Origin of the sequence: Streptomyces sp. NPDC053493, from assembly GCF_044544825.1 — a bacterium.
GTDB lineage: Bacteria > Actinomycetota > Actinomycetes > Streptomycetales > Streptomycetaceae > Streptomyces.
In genome coordinates this window covers 689,335-706,929 of record NZ_JBITXS010000001.1, presented here as the reverse complement: position 1 = coordinate 706,929, position 17,595 = coordinate 689,335, and the positions used below count along the sequence as shown (strand labels likewise).

Below are 17,595 nucleotides of genomic sequence, written 5' to 3'. Positions count from 1 at the left end.
CGGAAGGGCGCGCGCTGAAGGGCGCGCGGGTATGTGGAAGGGCCCCCGGTGCGGTGCACCGGGGGCCCTTCCGTACGTCCGGGAGCCGATCAGACGGTGGTGATCACGTCGTCGTAGGCCAGACGGGGAGAGCGCGGGAACCAGGCGTCCTCGCCCGGCTTGCCGATGTTGACGACCATCAGCGGGGTGTGGTCGTCGTCCAGGAACTCCTTCTGGAGACCGGCGAAGTCGACACCCGTCATCGGGCCGGCGGCCAGACCCGCGGCGCGGACGCCGATGATGAAGTACGCGGCCTGGAGGGCGGCGTTCAGGAGCGCGGAGGACTCACGGGCCGGGCGCTCGGCGAAGAACATGTCCTTGGCCTGCGGGAAGTGCGGGAGCAGGGCCGGCAGCTCCTCGTGGAACTCGTTGTCCGCGGAGAGGATCGCGACCAGCGGGGCGGCCTTGGTCTTGGCCTGGTTGCCCTCGGCCATGTGCTGGACGAGGCGCTCGCGGGCCTCGGGGGAGCGGACCAGCGTGATGCGCAGCGGCGTCTGGTTGAAGGCGGTCGGGCCGTACTTGACCAGGTCGTAGATCGCCTGGACCTGCTCATCGGTCACCGGCTCGTCGGTGAACGTGTTGGCGGTACGGGCCTCGCGGAAGAGGAGGTCCTGGGCGGCGGGGTCAAGGGCGAGAGACATGCTTCGTACCTTCCGGACTGCAAGGGGCTCGCTCGTCGGGGTTCGAGCGATGTCACGACAGTACGCCCGGAATAGGTGAAGTTTCAACTATCGCAACCGGATAGTGATCCGCTTCACAGGTTCAGTGTACGGGGTCGTGGACGGGGCCCGGGAGGGCCCGCGTGATCACTCCTCCTCGTCGGCGTCCCGCTCCGCCGCGAGCGAGGCGTCCAGACGCGCCCGGGCGCCCTCCAGCCAGCGCCGGCACACCTTCGCCAGCTCCTCGCCGCGCTCCCACAGCGCGAGCGACTCCTCCAGGGACGTGCCGCCCGCCTCCAGGCGCCGGACGACCTCGATGAGCTCGTCGCGGGCCTGCTCGTAGCCGAGCGCGTTCTCCGCCGTGCCCGTGCCCGTATCCGTTCCCATGACTTCTCCTTCTGTCTGTTGCGCGCTGTTTCGCTTCTGTCGCGTCTGTCGTGTCGATGAATGAGGCCGACCAGGCCGAGCAGGTCGAGGGGGCGGGCGAGGGGCGGGCGGATCAGGCCGGGTCGGGCAGGCGCCGCACCCGGAACTCGCCCGCGGCCACCCGCGCCCGCAGCTCCTCGTCCGCCGCGACCTCCTCCGGGTCGCGCACCACCGAGCCGTCCGCCCGCTGCAGGACCGCGTACCCGCGCTCCATCGTCGCCGCCGGCGACAGCGCCCGGACCCGGGCGCGGGTGTGCGACAGCTCCGAGTCCGCCCGGTCGAGCAGATGACCCAGGGTCCGGCGGCTGCGCGCGAGCAGCGCGTCCAGCTCGTCCTCCCGCACCTCCACCATCCGCTGCGGATGCTCCATCACCGGCCGGGCCAGCGCGTGCGCGAGGCCCCGCTCCTCGCGCTCGAGCAGCCCGCGCACGCACCGCAGCGCCCGGTCGCGCAGCCCGCGCACCCGCTCCAGCTCCTCGCCCACGTCGGGGACGATCTTCTTGGCGGCGTCGGTCGGCGTGGACGCCCGCAGGTCGGCGACCAGGTCGAGCAGCGGGGAGTCCGGCTCGTGGCCGATCGCCGACACCACCGGCGTACGGCAGTCGGCGACCGCGCGGATCAGCTGCTCGTCCGAGAACGGCAGCAGGTCCTCGACGCTGCCGCCGCCGCGGGCCACGACGATCACGTCCACGTCCTCGTGCGCGTCCAGCTCCTTGACGGCCTGGATCACCTGCGGCACCGCCTTCACGCCCTGCACCGCGACGTTGCGCACCTCGAAGCGGACGGCGGGCCAGCGGCGGCGGGCGTTCTCCAGGACGTCCCGCTCGGCGGCCGACGCACGGCCGCAGACCAGGCCGATCAGCTGCGGCAGGAACGGCAGGGGCCGCTTGCGGTCGAGCGCGAAGAGGCCCTCGGCGGCCAGCGACTTCTTCAGCATCTCCAGGCGTGCCAGCAGCTCGCCGATCCCGACCGGCCGGATCTCCGCGGCCCGCAGTGACAGCTGGCCGCGCGGCGCGTACCACTCGGGCTTCGCGTGCACGACCACGCGCGCGCCCTCCGACACGACGTCGGCGACGGCGTCGAAGACGGTGCGGTAGCAGGTGACGTTGATCGAGATGTCGTACGAGGGATCCCGCAGCGTCAGGAACACCACCCCGGCACCCGGCCGCCGCGACAACTGCGTGATCTGGCCCTCGACCCACACCGCCCCGAGCCGGTCGATCCATCCCCCGATGAGCCGGGAGACCTCGCCGACGGGCAGGGGCGCTTCGGCTGACGTGTTCAGACCCATGCGCCGAGCGTAACGGCCCCCTCCGACACCCCCGCCCCCCGACGCCCTCCGCCACCTCGGTGCCGGCCGCGCCCGGTCCACCTCCATGCGGGCCCGCGCCCGCCACCCGCGCGGGCTGCGCCCCGTGCGGGTGGCGCCTGCTTGCGCGGCGCCCTCGTCGCCCACCCCTGTGCGGGCTGCGCCCGCTGGCGCGGCGCCCCCGGTCCACCTCCGTGCGGGCTGCGCCCGCTTGCGCGGCGCCCTTCGCTCACCTCCGTGCGGGCCCGCGCCCGCGTCCGTGCAGGCCGCGCCCCCCGCCTCGTGCGGGCTGCGCCCGCTTGCGCGGCGCGCCGGTCCACCTCCGTGCGGATGGCGCCTGCTTGCGCGGCGCCCTTGGTCCCCTCCGTGTGGGCATTCGTCCCGCTGGGGCGGGACGGGTGGGCACACGGGACGGCGCCCTTTGCGGGGGCGTTCCGCACCTGCGCCTTGACCCGCACCCCATGGGCGTCGCACTCCGGGTGCGGGTCCAGGCCCGGGAGCCTAGGCCCGGCAAGGGGCGCCGTCCGTTGTGCCCACCCGTTCCGCCCCAGCGGAACGAATGCCCACAACGGCGGGGCGCAGGCCCACAACCGCGGGCGGAGGGCCTACGACGCGGTAGCGACGGGCGCCCGCCCGGGCCCAGCGGAACGAATGCCCACAACGCGGTGGACGGCGAGGGGCGCCGCGCCAACGGGCGTAGACCGCCCAGCGGGGCCGGGGCCGCAGCGGCGGGGCGGGGCCCGCTCGGGCGGAGGGGCGCCGCGTCAGCGGGCGTAGACCGCTCAGCGGGGCCGGGGCCGCAGCGGCGGGGCGCGGCCCGCTCGGGCGGAGGGGCGCGACGGGCCCAGGTCCCGGCAGGACTCGGCGCTACGCCTCCGGGCGGCGCGCGCCCTGGACCGCGAGGACCACCAGCCCCACCCCCAGCCAGATGACGCCCACCACCTGCGCCGTCGCGGACGCCTCCACGATGACGGCGATGAGAATCGCCGCACCGAGAAGCGGCGCCACCAGGTGGCGCAGCCAGCGCGGAGGCCCCGCCATCCGGCGGACGACGAACCAGCCGATCACACTCGCGTGCAGCAGCACGAACGCCGTCAGCGCCCCGATGTCGACCACCGACACCAGATGGTCGAGCCCGTCGTCCCGCCGCGCCGCCCACACCGCCGCGACCATCGTCACGGCCGCCGAGACGAGCAGCGCCACCCGCGGCACGCCCGAGTCCGTACGGGCCAGCACCTGCGGCAGGCGCCGGTCGCGGCCCATCGCGAACAGCAGTCGCCCGCCCGCCGCCTGCCCGGCGAGCGCCGCGAACGCCGCGCCGATCGCCTTCGACACCGCCACCAGGTCGTGCAGCCAGCCGCCGACGGACGTGTCCACCGCGTCGTAGAACGCGGAGCCCTGCTTCGCCGGGTCCCGCGCCAGCTCCGCCGAGGACGCCGGTTCGAGCAGCGCCACCAGCCACGTCTGCGCCACGAACAGCACGCCCGCCAGCGCCAGGCAGAACAGCACCGCCCGCGCCACCTTCTGCGGGCCGCCCGTCACCTCCTCGGCGAAGGAGGCGATCGCGTCGAAGCCCAGGTACGACAGGACCGCCACCGACACCGCCCCGATCACCGCCGACGCCGAGAACCCGCCGTCACCCGTGAGCGGCGACCACCAGTCGCGCTGCGCCCCGTCCCGTACGAGCACGATCACCGCCGACACCACGAACACCAGCAGCACCACGATCTCCATCGCCAGCACCGCGAAGCCGACGCGGGCGGCGGCCCGCACGCCCCACAGGTTGAGCAGCGTCGTCACGACGACCGCGATCCCGGTCCACACCCACCGGTGCACCTCGGGGACCAGCGCCTCCATGGCGATGCCGGCGAAGAGGTACGCGACGGCCGGGATGAGCAGGTAGTCGAGCATCGCCATCCAGCCGGCGACGAAGCCCGGGCCCTCGCCCAGCGCCGTACGCGCGTACGTGAAGACGGAGCCGGCCCGCGGCGCGACCCGCACCATCTGGGCGTAACTGAAGGCGGTGAAGGCCATCGCCACGGTCGCCACCACGTACACGAGTGCGACCGCACCGTGCGACTTGGCGTCGAGGGTGCCGAAGACGCCGACCGGCGCCATTGGCGCGATGAACAGCAGTCCGTAGACGACGAGGTCCCGGAAGCCGAGACTCCGCCGAAGGCCCCGGTGTTCCGCTTCCGCCGCCCGCGCATCCTCAGCCATGGCGCCAGTCTCGGCCACGGCGGTGACGAAACCGCCCATCGACGCGGCCTTACGATGGGGACCATGACTGCGACGCCCGCGCCGACGCCCGCCACCAACCGCCCGAAGCGTGTCCTGCTCGCCGCGCCCCGCGGCTACTGCGCGGGCGTGGACCGCGCCGTGATCGCCGTGGAGAAGGCCCTGGAGCAGTACGGGGCCCCGATCTACGTCCGGCACGAGATCGTCCACAACAAGTACGTCGTACAGACCCTGGAGCGGAAGGGCGCCATCTTCGTCGACCAGGCGACCGAGGTGCCGCCGGGCAACATCGTGATGTTCTCCGCCCACGGCGTCGCCCCGACCGTCCACGAGGAGGCCCGCCAGGGCCGGCTCGCGACCATCGACGCCACCTGCCCGCTGGTCACCAAGGTCCACAAGGAGGCCGTGCGGTTCGCCAAGGAGGACTTCGACATCCTCCTCATCGGCCACGAGGGCCACGAGGAGGTCATCGGCACCTCCGGCGAGGCGCCCGACCACATCCAGCTCGTCGACGGCCCCGAGGACGTCGCCAAGGTCGAGGTGCGCGACCCGTCCCGGGTCGTCTGGCTCTCCCAGACCACCCTGTCGGTCGACGAGACCATGGAGACGGTCGACGCGCTGAAGGAGAAGTTCCCGCAGCTGATCTCCCCGCCCTCCGACGACATCTGCTACGCCACGCAGAACCGCCAGCAGGCCATCAAGGAGCTGGCCGGCCAGGTCGAGCTCGTCATCGTCGTCGGCTCCAAGAACTCCTCGAACTCCCAGCGCATGGTCGACGTCGCCAAGCAGGCCGGCGCGCCCGCCGCGTACCTCGTCGACTTCGCCAGCGAGATCGACGAGACCTGGCTGGAGGGCGTCACCAGCGTCGGCCTCTCCTCCGGCGCCTCCGTCCCGGACGTGCTCGTCCAGGAGGTCCTGGAGTGGCTGTCCCAGCGCGGCTACGTGGACGTCGAGCTGGTCAAGACGGCCGACGAGTCGCTGACCTTCTCGCTGCCGAAGGAGCTGCGCAACAAGGACCTGCGCGCCGAGGCGGCGGCGCTGCTCGAAAAGGAGTAAGGCAGGGCCCGGGCGGTTACGTTGATGTTCATGAACGTCTTCGGAGTGGACATCGGCGGCTCGGGAATCAAGGGCGCGCCCGTCAACCTGGAACACGGCGAGCTGGCCGAACCGCGCCACAAGGTGCTCACCCCGCAGCCCGCGACGCCCGACGGCGTCGCGGGCTGCGTCGCGGAGGTCGTGCGCCACTTCGGCTGGACCGGGCCCGTCGGTGTCACCTTCCCCGGCGTCGTCACCGGCTCCACGATCCGTACGGCGGCCAACGTCGACAAGGGCTGGATCGACGTCGACGCGGGCCGGCTGCTCGGCGACCGTCTCGACGGGCTCCCGGTGACCGTCCTGAACGACGCCGACGCGGCCGGCATCGCCGAGATGGCCTTCGGCGCGGGCAAGGGCCGCAAGGGCACCGTCGTCATGCTGACGCTCGGCACCGGCATCGGCTCCGCCCTCTTCGCCGACGGCCGCCTCGTCCCGAACACGGAACTCGGCCACCTGGAGCTCAAGGGCCACGACGCCGAGAAGCGCGCCTCGTCCAAGGCCCGCGAGGACGAACAGCTGAGCTGGGAGCACTGGGCGACCAAGCGCCTGCAGAAGTACCTGGCGCACGTGGAGATGCTGTTCTCGCCCGAGCTCTTCATCATCGGCGGCGGGATCAGCCGCAAGGCGGACAAGTTCCTCCCGCTGATCGAGGGCGTCCGCGCCGAGATCGTCCCGGCGAAGCTCCAGAACGACGCGGGCATCGTGGGCGCGGCGATGGCGGCGAGGGCGGCGGCGGTGAGGGTGGGATAGCTCGTACGCGACGTGTGGAACCGTCTGCGGCGTACGGTCACCGAGCTCTCCGGGCCATGGCCCTGGGTCCCCAGGAGGCACGTGCGACGGTGGGAGGAGAGGTGAGCCCCAGGGCGGGGTTGTCCTTGCCCTCCAGCATGTGGTTGAGCCAGCGCTCGTACCAGCTCAGGAAGTCCCGGGCGGAAGAGACGTTCGAGTGCCGGAAGCCGTCCGCGTTGCCGGTGACCATGCGGCCGGCGAGGGGCCCGGTGACGCCGATGAGGCACAGGTCGGTGCAGCCCATCTCGACAATGTGCAGGAACCGATCTCCTTGGAGCGCGTCCGGGTGGTCCGCGTGATGGAATCCCCGCGCGGTGCCGTCCGGGGGCTTTCGGTCCATGGTGAAGAGCCTGCAGTCTTCCAGCGGAAGCAGGCCGTAGAAGGGGCCGGCTCCGCTGCCTCCGAGTTCGCCGATGAACTCTCGGTAGGCCGACGGCAAGGCGATGTGGTGTTCGCGCTCGAAGTCGTCCGCCTGTGCGGCACTGACTCGGGGGCCAAGGCGAAACCGGTGGCGCTCGGCACCCATCGAGTGGCTGCGCCGTGCCTGGTACGGGACCTTCGCCAACGTGGAGCGTATGCGCGATACGCGGGAGTCCATCGGAGGATCTCTTCTCTCGTCTGCCGCCACTCTACTGGCGCCTGAACGAGCACCTTCGAGCATCCGGAGAACCCGCGAGCCATGTGCCGAGCGCAGGCGAGGCCTTGTCCATGACCCCTACCTCGGGCACGGCACCGGGTCGGTCGTCAGCAGCATCGTCAGGTCCAGCGCGGGCGCGCTGTGCGTCAACGCGCCGACCGAGATGAAGTCCACTCCCGTCTCGGCGACGGCGCGGACGCCGTCCAGACGGACGGTGCCCGAGGCCTCCAGCAGGATCTGGGAGGCGTCGGCACGCTCGGCCCGGATCTTGACGACTCTTTCGACGTCGGCCACCGGCATGTTGTCGAGCATGATCCAGCGGGCTCCGGCATCGAGGGCCTCAACGGCCTGGGCCACGGTCTGCACCTCGACATCGGTCTCCACCGTCTGCCCGGTACGCGCCATGCCGCGCCGGACCGCGTCGATCGCGGTGGTCACGCCGCCTGCCGCGGCGATGTGGTTCTCCTTGAGCAGCACCATCGCCGCGAGGTGGAGCCGGTGGTTGTGGCCGCCGCCTACGGTCACCGCGTACTTGTCCAGGGCGCGCAGGCCCGGCGCCGTCTTGCGGGTGTCCAGGATGCGCGTCCCGGTCCCGGCCACCGCCTGGACGTAGCGGTCGGTGAGCGTCGCGATACCGCACATGCGCTGCAGGAAGTTCAGCGCCGTACGCTCCCCGGTGATCAGGCTGCGCGCCGAGCCGGACAGGCGCACCAGGACATCGTCGCTGGTCAGCCGGGTGCCGTCGGGGACGAGCGGGTGCACGGTGACCTCGGGGTCGACCTGGGCGAAGACCTCGGCGACGACGGGGAGACCGCCGGCGATGCCGCCTTGCCGGGCGCGGATCTCGGCCACGGCCGCCAGGTCTTCGGGAACGCTCCACGCGGTGGTGATGTCCTGGCCCGACTCGTCCTCGGCCAGGGCAGCGGCGACGGCGGTTCGTGCCGCCTGTAAGGGGAACTCTGTCATGGTCCGTTGGTCTCCGATTCTGTGGTGACGGGCCGGAAATCTGAGGTGCCCCGCGCGCGGACCGCTGTCGGATCCGATTGCGCCGGCAGCGGCGGCGGCAGTGGGGCGGGGCGTCGGCACGCTCGGCAGCCCACCGCTTGCGATCAGTCAGTCGAGGCCTTCGACGATGCGGAAGTCGCGCTCGACGCCGTCGGAAAGGGCGGCCAGCGCCTCCTGGTAGGCCGCACTGTCGCGCGCCGCCACGGCCTGCTCGAAGCTGTCGAACTCGACCAGGACGGTGCGCTCGGCGATGCCGGCGTCGTACGCCATGACCCGACCGCCACGGACGAGGGTCCGCCCGCCCCAGGGCGCGACGGCCAGGCGGGCCAGCTTGTTGTAAGCAGCCAGCTTCTCAGGGTCCGAAATGGTGCGGTAGACGCTGACCCAGTAGCCCTTGGGCATGGAACCTCCAGTGTGGGGACGAGTGCATCCGACGTGGATCAGTACGCGGAGATCGGCTCGGTGCCGGGCTCGAGGGGCAGGCGGAGCACCCTGACGGCGAACGAAATGGCGTGGTACCAACCGCACACCAAGACCAGATCGAGTGCGGCGTCTTCATCCGCGACAGCGACCAGGTTCGCCCACGTGTCGTCGGACAGGTCGAAGGTCGCATGGAGTTCGTCGACCGCTTCGAGCACGGCACGATCGGTGGTGTGCCAGCAGTCGTCCGTCGGCCTTCCATTCGCGAGGGACGCGAGCTGCGCCGCGTCGAGTCCCGCCTTCTCGGCGAAGAACGCGACGTGCACGGCCCACTCGTAGTCGGCGCCGCACAGCGCGGTGGTCCGGCCGATGACCAGCTCGCGCTGACGCAGAGTGAGAGCGGAGCGCCGAGAGAAGTAGTAGCTTCCCCAGCCCGCGACGGAGCGGGCGAGCTCGGGCCGGCGGGCCCACACCCGGAACAGCTGGATGGGTGAGTGTCCGAGGAGCTCAAGGGCCTCGCCGGCTTCCTCGCCATAGGGCGGCGAGAGTGGTTCGATGCGCGGTTGCTTCGATTTCAGAGGCACGGCGGGACGTTAACATTGCCGCTTTGGAAAGGGAAGCAGATGACCCGACCCACACCACTCCCAGGCCGCCGGGTCCGCGGCTCGCACACGGGGCGACCGATCATGGCGCTCCTGGACCTCTTGGGCCGACGCTGGGCGCTGCGGGTCCTGTGGGAGCTGCGGGACGGCTCATCTCCGACCTTCCGCCAGCTCCAGCAACGATGCGGCGGCGTCTCGTCAAGCGTCCTGGCAGACAGGCTTCGCGAGCTAGGACAGGCCGATCTCGTCGAGAACACCGGCGAGGGGTACCTGCTCACTGAACAGGGCAGGACCCTTCGAGAATCTCTCGCCCCGCTCGATGACTGGGCCTCCGGTTGGCGGCCCAAAGCGGCGGACTGACGGCCGTGCAGGACGGACACCGTCTCCGGTGGCCGCAGAGCGTCGCGTCTCGGTGCTCATCGGGAGCGGTGCCCGCCCTGCTGTAGAGGCTCGCCCCACCACCTATGTGCGCGAGCTTTCACGGGTGGTCTCGGACGGGCGTCGGCGGGCGAGGGCGAGGCTTGTCAGCGTCGTGATCGCCATGGCGCCGATGCCGACCAGCGCCGCGGTGGTGTAGGCGCTGTCGTCGGGGAAGAGGTGGCCGGGGCCGGTGCCCGCGGCGAGGATCAGGCCGCCGATGGCGCTGCCCAGGGAGTACCCGACGCTGCGGACGACGTAGTTGAAGCTCATGGCGCTCGACGTCTCGCTCTTGGGGGTGACGGCCAGGATGACGCCGGGCATGGCGGCCGCGAAGCCGCCGACGCCGAAGCCGAGCACGCCCATCGCCGCGAACAGTTCGGCCAGCTCCGACCGGGCCGCCGCGAACAGGGCGAACCCGCCGCCGACCACGACGGCGCTGCCGGCCAGGAGCCAGGGGCCGGCGATCCGCGTCCGGAGCCGCGGCGTGAGCTTGCCGGCGACGAACCCCAGCACCGAGAACGGGACGAGGACCAGCCCGGCGACGAAGGTCGTCAGCCCGAAGCCGTAGCCGGCGTCGTGCGGCGTCTGCGCGTACCGGGTGATGAGCGTGAGCAGCAGATACATGCCGATCCCGCCGACGAACATGGCCAGGTTCGCCCCGGCGACCGCCGGGTGCCGCACCGCCCGCACATCGACCAGGGGCGTCGTGCCGCGCAGCTCGATGACGGCCCAGACGCACAGCAGCACCACCGCGACGACGGCGAGGCCCGCCGCCACGGCGAGGTGCCGGCTCCACAGACTCCGTTCGCCGGCGAGGAACAGCACCAACAGCAGCGCAGCGGCCAGGACGACCGCGCCTGGCACGTCCACTTGCGCGGAGCGGCCTTCGGGGGCTTCGGGCAGGGAGCGCCACGCGGTCAGGAGGGCGGCGGCGGTGACGGCCAGGCCGAGGCCGTAGGCGGCCCGTACCCCGCCGAGCTCGGCGAGCAGTGCGGCCAGCGGGTAGCCGACACCGGCCCCGATGATCGAGACCACCGAGATCAGGGCGATCGCGGCCGCGCCGCGCTCCTCGGGGAGGTGGTCCCGGGCCACGCCCATCATCAGCGCCGTCAGCCCGAGCCCGACGCCCTGGGCCGCCCTGCCGGCCAGCAGCCACGCGAACGGCAGCGGCAGCACGGTGAGCGCGCTGCCGGCGACGACGACCGCCAGCGTGGCGATGATCGTGGCCCGCCGGTGCGGGCCGGCTCCGAGCCGACCCAGGACCGGCGTGGCGACGGCGCCGCTGAGCAGCGCGACGGTCAGCGTCCACTGCGCGCTGCCGAGCGAGACGTGGAACGAGGTCGCCACGCTGGTGATGAGCGGCGTCCCGAGGCTGCCGACGGCCGCCACGACCAGAGCGATGAACATCAGGGCCGGGACCAGCAGCCGCGCCCCGGAACGCGCCACCGGGAACGTCTCGGCCGCGACCGGGCCGACCGGCTGCCCGGTCATTGCTTCGGCCCCTCGCGGTCCTGGTTCTCGAGCTCTGCCAGATGCCTCAACGCCGGAAGGGCCGCCACCAGCGCCTCGACCTCGTCGCCGGTGAGCTCGCCGATCAACCGCTCGAAGGCGTGGATGCCCGCCTGGCGCCGCGTCCGGACATAGGAGGCGCCGGCCTCCGTCAGGCACACCAGCGTGACCCGCTTGTCGGACGCGTCGCCCCGCCGCTCGACCAGACCGGACTCCTCCAAGACCCGGACCAGGGCGGTCATCGCGGGCTGGGTGACGCCCTCGACCGCGGCCAGATCGGTGATACGCCGCGGCCCGGTCCGGTCCAGGGTGGCCAGGGTGGCGGCGGACGTCAGGCTCATGTCCCGGGGCAGGCGTCGCGCGGCCCGGGTGGCCAGGCCGTAGAGGGCTGCTCCGATGGCGGCGGGCGCGCCAGGAGCGGTGTCTTGACGACTCATGGCGGAAGCATAACAGCTTTATATTCAGTTCTTATGTAAATGGACTTACGCCGGTGGGGGCCGGGACCGGCTGGGGCGGGGGCGCGCGGGCTCGCCAGTCAGACGGCCTTGTACGGGGCGGGGGCCGGGTCCGGCCGAGGCCGAGGCTTCACGGGCGCGGCCAGTCAGCCGAGCCGGCGGTCCGAGGCTCAGGCGGCTCGGGGCTTCGACGGTCCGTCCGGCCTCAGCCGCGTTCAGGGGCCGGGCGGCGGACCGGGCGGACGGCGTTCGCGGCCGCGCCGGCGGCCGCGGCGCGCTGGCGGCGGCTCATGTCCCGCACCTTGCGCACGCTCGCGATCAGACCGGCGACGAGCGTCCCGCCGTACAGCCACCCGGCGTGCACGGCGAGGGCCGTGACCAGGGCCATCGCCTGGCCGCCGACGCCGGCCGTACCGCCCGAGATCGGCACGACGCCGACGGCGAACGCGATCGGCACGCTGATCGGCGCCGTGACCAGATCCGCGGTCCTCACCCAGAGCGCGGTCAGGGCGCTGAGCGGCAGGAAGAGCAGCCCGAAGACGAGCGGCGAGCCGTCGAACAGCAGCCAGTCGAGGAAGCCGATCACCAGCATCACGGCCGAGGCGAAGAGACCGGCGCCGAGGCCGGTCAGGCGCGGGTTGGGCAGCCTGCGCAGCGCGACGACGACCGGCGGCGCGGGCCGCTCGAGGCGGGGCCGGCCGGGGCGCGGCCTGGTGGCGACCCGATAGACCGCGGCGCCCTCGACCAGTGCGCCGGGCGGCGCCGGCGGCACCGGCGGTGCCGACGGTGCAGGCGGGGCCTGCGGCCGACCCTTGGCGGGCCGGCGGGGCTGCGGCTTGCGTGTCCTGTGCTGCTCCACGTCACCAACGTAGGTCGGGAAGGGCCGGGAACAGCATGCGGGACACGCCCTTTGGGTGACCTTGGCCGGAAGAGCGCCGTCTTGGGCCCGGTCCGTGCCCCCGTAAACTGGGGGACATTCGCATCCATCCGCTCTAGGGAAGTCGCCACCGTGTCGCTCACGATCGGAATCGTCGGTCTGCCGAATGTCGGCAAGTCGACCCTGTTCAACGCCCTGACCAAGAACGACGTGCTGGCGGCCAACTACCCGTTCGCCACGATCGAGCCGAACGTCGGCGTCGTCGGCGTGCCGGACGCCCGCCTGGACAAGCTCGCCGAGATCTTCGGCTCGCAGCGCGTCCTCCCGGCGACCGTCGACTTCGTCGACATCGCGGGCATCGTGCGCGGCGCGAGCGAGGGCGAGGGCCTGGGCAACAAGTTCCTCGCGAACATCCGCGAGTCGGACGCGATCTGCCAGGTCATCCGCGCCTTCAAGGACGAGAACGTCGTCCACGTCGACGGCAAGGTCTCGCCGAAGGACGACATCGAGACGATCAACACCGAGCTGATCCTGGCCGACCTCCAGACCATCGAGAAGGTCCTGCCGCGCCTCCAGAAGGAGTCCCGGATCAAGAAGGACGTGGCCCCGAAGGTCGCGGCGGTCGAGGCGGCCAAGGAGATCCTGGAGAAGGGCGACACCCTCTTCTCGCAGGGCATCGTGCAGGGCTCGGAGCAGGCGGAGCTCCTCCACGACCTGCACCTGCTGACCATGAAGCCCTTCCTCTACGTCTTCAACGTGGACGAGGACGAGCTGTCGGACGACGCCTTCAAGGACGAGCAGCGCGCGCTGGTCGCCCCGGCCGAGGCGATCTTCCTCAACGCCAAGCTGGAGGCCGACCTCGCCGAGCTCGACGAGGAGGACGCCATGGAGCTCCTCCAGTCCGTCGGCGCCGAGGAGCCCGGCCTCGCCACCCTCGCCCGCGTCGGCTTCGACACCCTCGGCCTCCAGACCTACCTGACGGCCGGCCCCAAGGAGTCCCGCGCCTGGACCATCAAGAAGGGCGCCACGGCCCCCGAGGCGGCCGGTGTCATCCACACCGACTTCCAGAAGGGCTTCATCAAGGCCGAGGTCATCTCCTTCGCCGACCTCGTCGAAACCGGCTCGGTCGCCGACGCCCGCGCCGCCGGCAAGGCCCGCATGGAGGGCAAGGAGTACGTCATGCAGGACGGCGACGTCGTGGAGTTCCGCTTCAACGTCTGACACGTCCGGCGAAAGGCCGCCCGACCTGCTACGGAGTAGGTTTGGGCGGCCTTTGCGATCCGCACAGAGTCCGCGGCGCGCTGACGTCGGTCAGCGTGCGGGGGAGCGGCTTCGCCACCGTGCACCTGGCCCGCGCCGCCGCCAACTGGCACGAACAGCGCGGCCACGAACAACGTGATGGCGCCGCGACCTACAGGCGTCGCCAGCCGTTGGCGAACTCGCACTGGAGATCCGCCCAGCGGCGTTGTTCGGCGGGGATGTGGCTGGGGTAGCCGAGGCGTCCCATGCCCTTGACCCACTCGTCCCAGAGGCCGTCGGGCTCCAGGAAGCCGTCGGCGTGGTGGTTACCGAGGAGACAGTCGAGTCGGAGGAGGGCACCGAGGGCGGCGGGCTGGTCGTAGTGGAGGTCGGTGCGGGGGAGGTAGTGGTCGAGGTAGGCGGTGAGGATCTCGGCGTCGGCGTGGGTGCCGAAGCGGGCCAGGGCGAAGCAGTAGGCGCTGCCGGAGTAGCAGACCTCGCTGGCCAGGAGCAGGTCGCCGATGCGTGCCCGAAACCGCTCGCGGCGGTCGACGCCGATCAGCCAGGCGGCGGTGAGACGCGAGCGCCATTCGTACCCTAGGAGAGCGTCCAGCTCCTTGTCGGTGATCGCGGCGGCGTCATTCAGCAGGTGCCGGGTGAAGCGGGTGGTGTGCCACCACCGGGGGCCCAGGAACCGTCCGCCGTTCAGTACGAGGTAGCGCGGGAGGCCGCCGTACGTCCTCGTCACGTAGCTCTCGACCACATGGTCGTGGCCGAGCTCCTCGGGGTGCTGGGAAGGCATCGGTCACCGCTCCGGGTGCAGGTCGGTCCAGTCGAGTTCCCAGTCCGGGCCGGGGCCGGGGCCGGAGACGGCGATGGCGTCGTCGATCTCCAGGCTCGCCAGGGCCATCGCCGCCCATTCCCGGACGGTGGAGTTGTCGCTGCGCAGGTGGGCGATCAGAGCGGGGGTCTCGATGGGGGAGGTCATGACGCGGAGTGGTTCCGGCGCCGGAAAGGGGGGAGCCGCCGGCAGGGCGCCGAGCGGGCGTCGGGCCACGGGGTCTCGTACGAGCCGGGCCTCGCGCCCAGGACGCGGTGCTCGCAGAACGGGCGGGGGCAGGAGTCGCTCACCTGCGTAGTCTGGCACCTCCGGCGAAAGGCCGCCCGACCCGCTGCGAAGCAGGTCAGGCGGCCTTTGCCGTTCCCCAGGGGCGGTCAGGCGTGGGGGACCGCCGTGGCGAGGAGGACGTCGAATTCCTCGAGGCTGCGGGTGGTGGCGCGGGCCTTGGTCGTGGCTTCGCCGCGGATGCCGGCGATGGCGGAGCGGGAGGAGGCGAGGGCGTCGCGGTCGGTGTAGAGGGCGCCGACGGCGGCCTTGCCGTGGGTGCGGTCGACGAGCAGGGAGATGCCGGCGTATCCCGGGATCTGCTCGATCTTGGGCAGGGCCGTGTCGCGGAAGGTGTCGATCAGCAGGTCGATGTCGGACGGTTCGACGTCCATGCGGACCAGCCGGAACGCCGCGCCGGGGCCGAGGTCGTCGGCGCGGCGGGCGACCGCCGCCTCCCAGGCGTCGAAGGTGACGGTTCGCGCGAAGGGTGCGAGCAGTTCGTTGCGGCGCTCGGCGAGGGCCTCGAAGCTGGCCTCGCGGGAGGCTTCGTCCTCCCACCACGACCCCACCAGCAGCTTGCCGAGCTCGCGGTCGACGAACAGCCCCATCCCGCGGTAGCCCGGCCGCCCGGACAGCAGCTCGCGCCCCTCGGTCCGGAGCGCCTCCGCGACCTCGTCGAGCTTGGCCGGGTCACCTGTCACGTAGATGCTGCGAACGTACATAGCGCCTGCTCCTGCCTTCCCGTGGCCCCCTGCGGGCTCGCGTCGCCCCCTCCATGCGATGGTGACGGCGGTCGGAGGGCAACGCGGCGAGGGCAATCAGGTGACGAGGCGGCCCCCGGTCCGGTGCTCGGGTGGAGTGCCGTCAGGCGGTGGGCTCGGAGGTCTTCGCCGCCGTGGCGTCGAGGAGGGCGGCCTGGGCGCGGGCCGGGTTGACCTCGGTGCGGGCGATGACCGTGGGGACCGCGATGCCGGGCATCATGAGGCGCCACATGCGGATGACGCGGTCGACGAGGTCCGCGCGGGCCTCGCTCGCGACGGCGGAGTAGGTCTGCATGCCGGTACACGCCTCGACCATGAAGTCGGCGAGCTCGGCCGGGTCGATGCCGGCCTGGAGTTCGCCCTTGTCGGCGGCGACCCGCAGGCAGTCGGCCATGATGCGGCTCCAGTCCTGGTACGGGGCGATGTCCCGGACGCCGAAGGAGCCCTGTTCGGTCGTCAGGCGGACGCCGGCGCGCAGGACGACGTCGGTCTGGAGTTGGTGTGCCCAGACCAGGGTGATGTCGACCAGGCGCTGGAGGCCCTCGGAGGTGAGCCAGGGAATGATCGAGTCGGGCTGCGCGTTCATGACGGCGCGGGCGAGCTCTTCCTTCGACTTGAAGTGGAAGTAGAGCGCGCCGGCGGTGAGGCCGGCCTCGCCCAGGATGCGGTTGATGCTGGCGCCGGCGAAACCCGATTCGTCGAAGACGACAGCCGCGGCCCGGAGGATCTCCTTACGGGTCTGGATGGCCCTCTCCTGCTTCGGCTGCGACACGCGGACCTCCTAGAACAAACAGAACATTTCTTATGTTACGTGGCATCGACACTTGTTGCCAGTTTGACGTTTGTCACGGCAGGGGTTGGGGCAGGGTAGTCCTCTTTCGGGGTACTTTGAACGGGCTCACTTGGTCAAGTAATGGTGTTTCCTTTGCCATTGTTTGACTCAAAACAAAACGAGCATTCTTTATTTTCGTCGCTGGAACGACCTGTCATGCCACTCAGCGCGTCCATGGCCTTCCAGGGGGAACTCGATGTCCGTCACCATTGCCGACGTCCGCACCAGAGACCTGCACGACCTGCTCGCCACTTCCGTCCCGCGGCAATTCGTCCACAAAACGGTGGAGTCCGAAGTGCTGCTCACCGGCTGGTTCCCGGTGGCGCCCGACCGCTTCCGCGTCACCGCCCGCTGGCCCGTCGGCCACGCCTTCTACGCTCAGGTGAACGGCCACCACGACCCGCTCCTCATCGCCGAGTCCGTCCGCCAGACCGTGCCGCTGCTCAGCCACGTCGCCTACGACGTGCCCTTCGGCCACCGGCAGACCTGGAGCACCTTCCGTTACGAGATCGACCCCGCCGCCCTCGCCGTCACCGGCGCCGCGCCCGCCGAGGTCGACATGGACATCGTCTGCTCCGACGTCGTCCGCCGCGCCGGCCGGCTCTCCTCCGTGCGCATGGCCGTCGACATGAGAGTCGACGGCCGGCACCTCGGCCGGGTGGAGACCGCCTTCGCCAACCTCGCGCCCAGCGTCTACCCGCGGCTGCGCGGCCCCTACGCCGACATCGACGAGGCCGTCCGCCGCTCGCTCCCGCTCGCCCCGCCGATGGCGCCCGGCCGCGTCGCCCGCGCCCGCTTCGCCGACGTCGTGGTCTCGCCCACCAACACGGCGCTGCGCATGCAGCTGCGCGTCGACCACTCCCACCCGGTGCTCTTCGACCACCCCGTCGACCACGCGCCCGGCATGCTGCTCCTGGAGGCGGCCCGGCAGGCCACGCACGCCGCCGCCGGCCCGCGGCCGGTGATCGCCACCGCCATGGACGTCGCCTTCACGCAGTACGTGGAGTTCGACGCGCCCTGCTGGATCCACGCCGAGGTCGCCGCGGCCGACAGCATCCGCGTCCGCGCCGAGCAGAACGGCGCCGACGCCTTCACCGCGCTCGTGACCACCACGCCGGTGCCGCAGGCGGCGCTGCCACGGATCCCCGCCCAGCGCGACCGCCGGGTCCGTTGAC

The 17,595-nt window shown here is 71.8% G+C and carries 20 protein-coding genes; 5 read left to right on the top strand and 15 right to left on the bottom strand.

The genetic code is table 11. The features are described from left to right. Positions 1-89 precede the first annotated feature (89 nt). From ACIGO8_RS03115 to ACIGO8_RS03100, 4 genes are all read right to left on the bottom strand, one after another. Positions 90-680: a malonic semialdehyde reductase gene (locus tag ACIGO8_RS03115; protein ID WP_399723152.1), complete on the bottom strand. Its 591-nt coding sequence runs from the start codon at positions 678-680 to the stop codon at positions 90-92. Positions 681-845: 165 nt separating this feature from the next. Next, positions 846-1,085 (bottom strand): exodeoxyribonuclease VII small subunit, encoded by a 240-nt coding sequence (locus ACIGO8_RS03110; protein ID WP_399723150.1) that lies wholly within the window; start codon positions 1,083-1,085, stop codon positions 846-848. A 112-nt stretch (positions 1,086-1,197) separates the two neighbouring features. Beyond that, positions 1,198-2,415: an exodeoxyribonuclease VII large subunit gene (gene xseA, locus ACIGO8_RS03105; protein WP_399723148.1), complete on the bottom strand. Its 1,218-nt coding sequence runs from the start codon at positions 2,413-2,415 to the stop codon at positions 1,198-1,200. An 885-nt stretch (positions 2,416-3,300) separates the two neighbouring features. Continuing rightward, positions 3,301-4,653, bottom strand: coding sequence for an APC family permease (locus ACIGO8_RS03100; RefSeq protein WP_399723146.1), 1,353 nt, complete (start codon positions 4,651-4,653; stop codon positions 3,301-3,303). A gap of 54 nt (positions 4,654-4,707) precedes the next feature. Here ACIGO8_RS03100 and ACIGO8_RS03095 point away from each other — a divergent pair, with 54 nt between their 5' ends. Next, entirely contained in the window at positions 4,708-5,727 is a 1,020-nt protein-coding gene (locus ACIGO8_RS03095) for a 4-hydroxy-3-methylbut-2-enyl diphosphate reductase (protein WP_399723144.1), read from the top strand. 30 nt (positions 5,728-5,757) lie between these two features. Further along, positions 5,758-6,516 (top strand): polyphosphate--glucose phosphotransferase, encoded by a 759-nt coding sequence (gene ppgK, locus ACIGO8_RS03090; RefSeq protein ID WP_399723142.1) that lies wholly within the window; start codon positions 5,758-5,760, stop codon positions 6,514-6,516. A 37-nt stretch (positions 6,517-6,553) separates the two neighbouring features. On the opposite strand, the gene ACIGO8_RS03085 is transcribed toward ppgK, so the two are convergent. The 4 genes from ACIGO8_RS03085 to ACIGO8_RS03070 form a co-directional block, all read right to left on the bottom strand. Beyond that, a complete protein-coding gene (locus ACIGO8_RS03085; RefSeq protein ID WP_399723140.1) occupies positions 6,554-6,895 on the bottom strand; it encodes a hypothetical protein in 342 nt (113 codons plus the stop codon). 375 nt (positions 6,896-7,270) lie between these two features. Further along, on the bottom strand, positions 7,271-8,158 hold the full coding sequence (gene nadC, locus ACIGO8_RS03080) for a carboxylating nicotinate-nucleotide diphosphorylase (RefSeq protein WP_399723138.1): 888 nt from the start codon (positions 8,156-8,158) through the stop codon (positions 7,271-7,273). Between the two features lie 147 nt (positions 8,159-8,305). Then, complete coding sequence (locus ACIGO8_RS03075; RefSeq protein ID WP_399723136.1) at positions 8,306-8,599, bottom strand: DUF1330 domain-containing protein; 294 nt, start codon at positions 8,597-8,599, stop codon at positions 8,306-8,308. 38 nt (positions 8,600-8,637) lie between these two features. Beyond that, positions 8,638-9,201, bottom strand: a complete 564-nt coding sequence (locus tag ACIGO8_RS03070) for a carboxymuconolactone decarboxylase family protein (protein ID WP_399723134.1) — start codon at positions 9,199-9,201, stop codon at positions 8,638-8,640. Positions 9,202-9,240: 39 nt separating this feature from the next. On the opposite strand from ACIGO8_RS03070, the gene ACIGO8_RS03065 reads away from it, so the two are divergent. Beyond that, positions 9,241-9,579: a winged helix-turn-helix transcriptional regulator gene (locus tag ACIGO8_RS03065; RefSeq protein ID WP_397620509.1), complete on the top strand. Its 339-nt coding sequence runs from the start codon at positions 9,241-9,243 to the stop codon at positions 9,577-9,579. Between the two features lie 102 nt (positions 9,580-9,681). On the opposite strand, the gene ACIGO8_RS03060 is transcribed toward ACIGO8_RS03065, so the two are convergent. The 3 genes from ACIGO8_RS03060 to ACIGO8_RS03050 all read right to left on the bottom strand — a co-directional run bounded on the left by ACIGO8_RS03060 (position 9,682) and on the right by ACIGO8_RS03050 (position 12,462). Then, positions 9,682-11,130: an MFS transporter gene (locus ACIGO8_RS03060; protein WP_399723132.1), complete on the bottom strand. Its 1,449-nt coding sequence runs from the start codon at positions 11,128-11,130 to the stop codon at positions 9,682-9,684. After that, a complete protein-coding gene (locus tag ACIGO8_RS03055; RefSeq protein WP_399724287.1) occupies positions 11,127-11,489 on the bottom strand; it encodes a MarR family winged helix-turn-helix transcriptional regulator in 363 nt (120 codons plus the stop codon). The genes ACIGO8_RS03060 and ACIGO8_RS03055 overlap by 4 nt, the downstream gene beginning before the upstream one ends. Before the next feature lie 319 nt (positions 11,490-11,808). After that, entirely contained in the window at positions 11,809-12,462 is a 654-nt protein-coding gene (locus tag ACIGO8_RS03050; RefSeq protein WP_399723130.1) for a DUF6542 domain-containing protein, read from the bottom strand. Positions 12,463-12,612: 150 nt separating this feature from the next. On the opposite strand from ACIGO8_RS03050, the gene ychF reads away from it, so the two are divergent. Continuing rightward, the gene (ychF, locus tag ACIGO8_RS03045) at positions 12,613-13,701 is read left to right on the top strand and encodes a redox-regulated ATPase YchF (protein ID WP_399723128.1); all 1,089 of its coding nucleotides are present in this window, start codon (positions 12,613-12,615) and stop codon (positions 13,699-13,701) included. 190 nt (positions 13,702-13,891) lie between these two features. Here the strand turns inward: ychF and ACIGO8_RS03040 are convergent, their stop codons facing one another. From ACIGO8_RS03040 to ACIGO8_RS03025, 4 genes are all read right to left on the bottom strand, one after another. Beyond that, positions 13,892-14,521, bottom strand: coding sequence for a DUF6000 family protein (locus ACIGO8_RS03040; RefSeq protein WP_399723127.1), 630 nt, complete (start codon positions 14,519-14,521; stop codon positions 13,892-13,894). Positions 14,522-14,524: 3 nt separating this feature from the next. Further along, positions 14,525-14,707, bottom strand: coding sequence for a hypothetical protein (locus tag ACIGO8_RS03035; protein ID WP_399723125.1), 183 nt, complete (start codon positions 14,705-14,707; stop codon positions 14,525-14,527). A gap of 227 nt (positions 14,708-14,934) precedes the next feature. Continuing rightward, the gene (locus ACIGO8_RS03030) at positions 14,935-15,549 is read right to left on the bottom strand and encodes an antibiotic biosynthesis monooxygenase (protein ID WP_399723123.1); all 615 of its coding nucleotides are present in this window, start codon (positions 15,547-15,549) and stop codon (positions 14,935-14,937) included. Positions 15,550-15,691: 142 nt separating this feature from the next. Beyond that, on the bottom strand, positions 15,692-16,360 hold the full coding sequence (locus ACIGO8_RS03025) for a ScbR family autoregulator-binding transcription factor (protein ID WP_399723121.1): 669 nt from the start codon (positions 16,358-16,360) through the stop codon (positions 15,692-15,694). Positions 16,361-16,616: 256 nt separating this feature from the next. On the opposite strand from ACIGO8_RS03025, the gene ACIGO8_RS03020 reads away from it, so the two are divergent. After that, positions 16,617-17,594 carry a ScbA/BarX family gamma-butyrolactone biosynthesis protein gene (locus tag ACIGO8_RS03020; protein ID WP_399723119.1) on the top strand — a complete coding sequence of 326 codons (978 nt, stop codon included), beginning with the start codon at positions 16,617-16,619 and terminating at the stop codon, positions 17,592-17,594. The last annotated feature ends 1 nt before the right edge of the window (position 17,595 follow it).

Coding starts and splice junctions, on each gene's coding strand:
- ACIGO8_RS03020 (WP_399723119.1), top strand. CDS start 16,617: ATGTCCGTCACCATTGCCGACGTCCGCACCAGAGACCTGCACGACCTG.
- ACIGO8_RS03065 (WP_397620509.1), top strand. CDS start 9,241: ATGACCCGACCCACACCACTCCCAGGCCGCCGGGTCCGCGGCTCGCAC.
- ACIGO8_RS03100 (WP_399723146.1), bottom strand. CDS start 4,653: ATGGCTGAGGATGCGCGGGCGGCGGAAGCGGAACACCGGGGCCTTCGG.
- ACIGO8_RS03085 (WP_399723140.1), bottom strand. CDS start 6,895: ATGGACCGAAAGCCCCCGGACGGCACCGCGCGGGGATTCCATCACGCG.
- ACIGO8_RS03060 (WP_399723132.1), bottom strand. CDS start 11,130: ATGACCGGGCAGCCGGTCGGCCCGGTCGCGGCCGAGACGTTCCCGGTG.
- xseA (WP_399723148.1), bottom strand. CDS start 2,415: ATGGGTCTGAACACGTCAGCCGAAGCGCCCCTGCCCGTCGGCGAGGTC.
- ACIGO8_RS03035 (WP_399723125.1), bottom strand. CDS start 14,707: ATGACCTCCCCCATCGAGACCCCCGCTCTGATCGCCCACCTGCGCAGC.
- nadC (WP_399723138.1), bottom strand. CDS start 8,158: ATGACAGAGTTCCCCTTACAGGCGGCACGAACCGCCGTCGCCGCTGCC.
- ACIGO8_RS03075 (WP_399723136.1), bottom strand. CDS start 8,599: ATGCCCAAGGGCTACTGGGTCAGCGTCTACCGCACCATTTCGGACCCT.
- ACIGO8_RS03055 (WP_399724287.1), bottom strand. CDS start 11,489: ATGAGCCTGACGTCCGCCGCCACCCTGGCCACCCTGGACCGGACCGGG.
- ACIGO8_RS03115 (WP_399723152.1), bottom strand. CDS start 680: ATGTCTCTCGCCCTTGACCCCGCCGCCCAGGACCTCCTCTTCCGCGAG.
- ACIGO8_RS03030 (WP_399723123.1), bottom strand. CDS start 15,549: ATGTACGTTCGCAGCATCTACGTGACAGGTGACCCGGCCAAGCTCGAC.
- ACIGO8_RS03095 (WP_399723144.1), top strand. CDS start 4,708: ATGGGGACCATGACTGCGACGCCCGCGCCGACGCCCGCCACCAACCGC.
- ACIGO8_RS03110 (WP_399723150.1), bottom strand. CDS start 1,085: ATGGGAACGGATACGGGCACGGGCACGGCGGAGAACGCGCTCGGCTAC.
- ACIGO8_RS03040 (WP_399723127.1), bottom strand. CDS start 14,521: ATGCCTTCCCAGCACCCCGAGGAGCTCGGCCACGACCATGTGGTCGAG.
- ppgK (WP_399723142.1), top strand. CDS start 5,758: ATGAACGTCTTCGGAGTGGACATCGGCGGCTCGGGAATCAAGGGCGCG.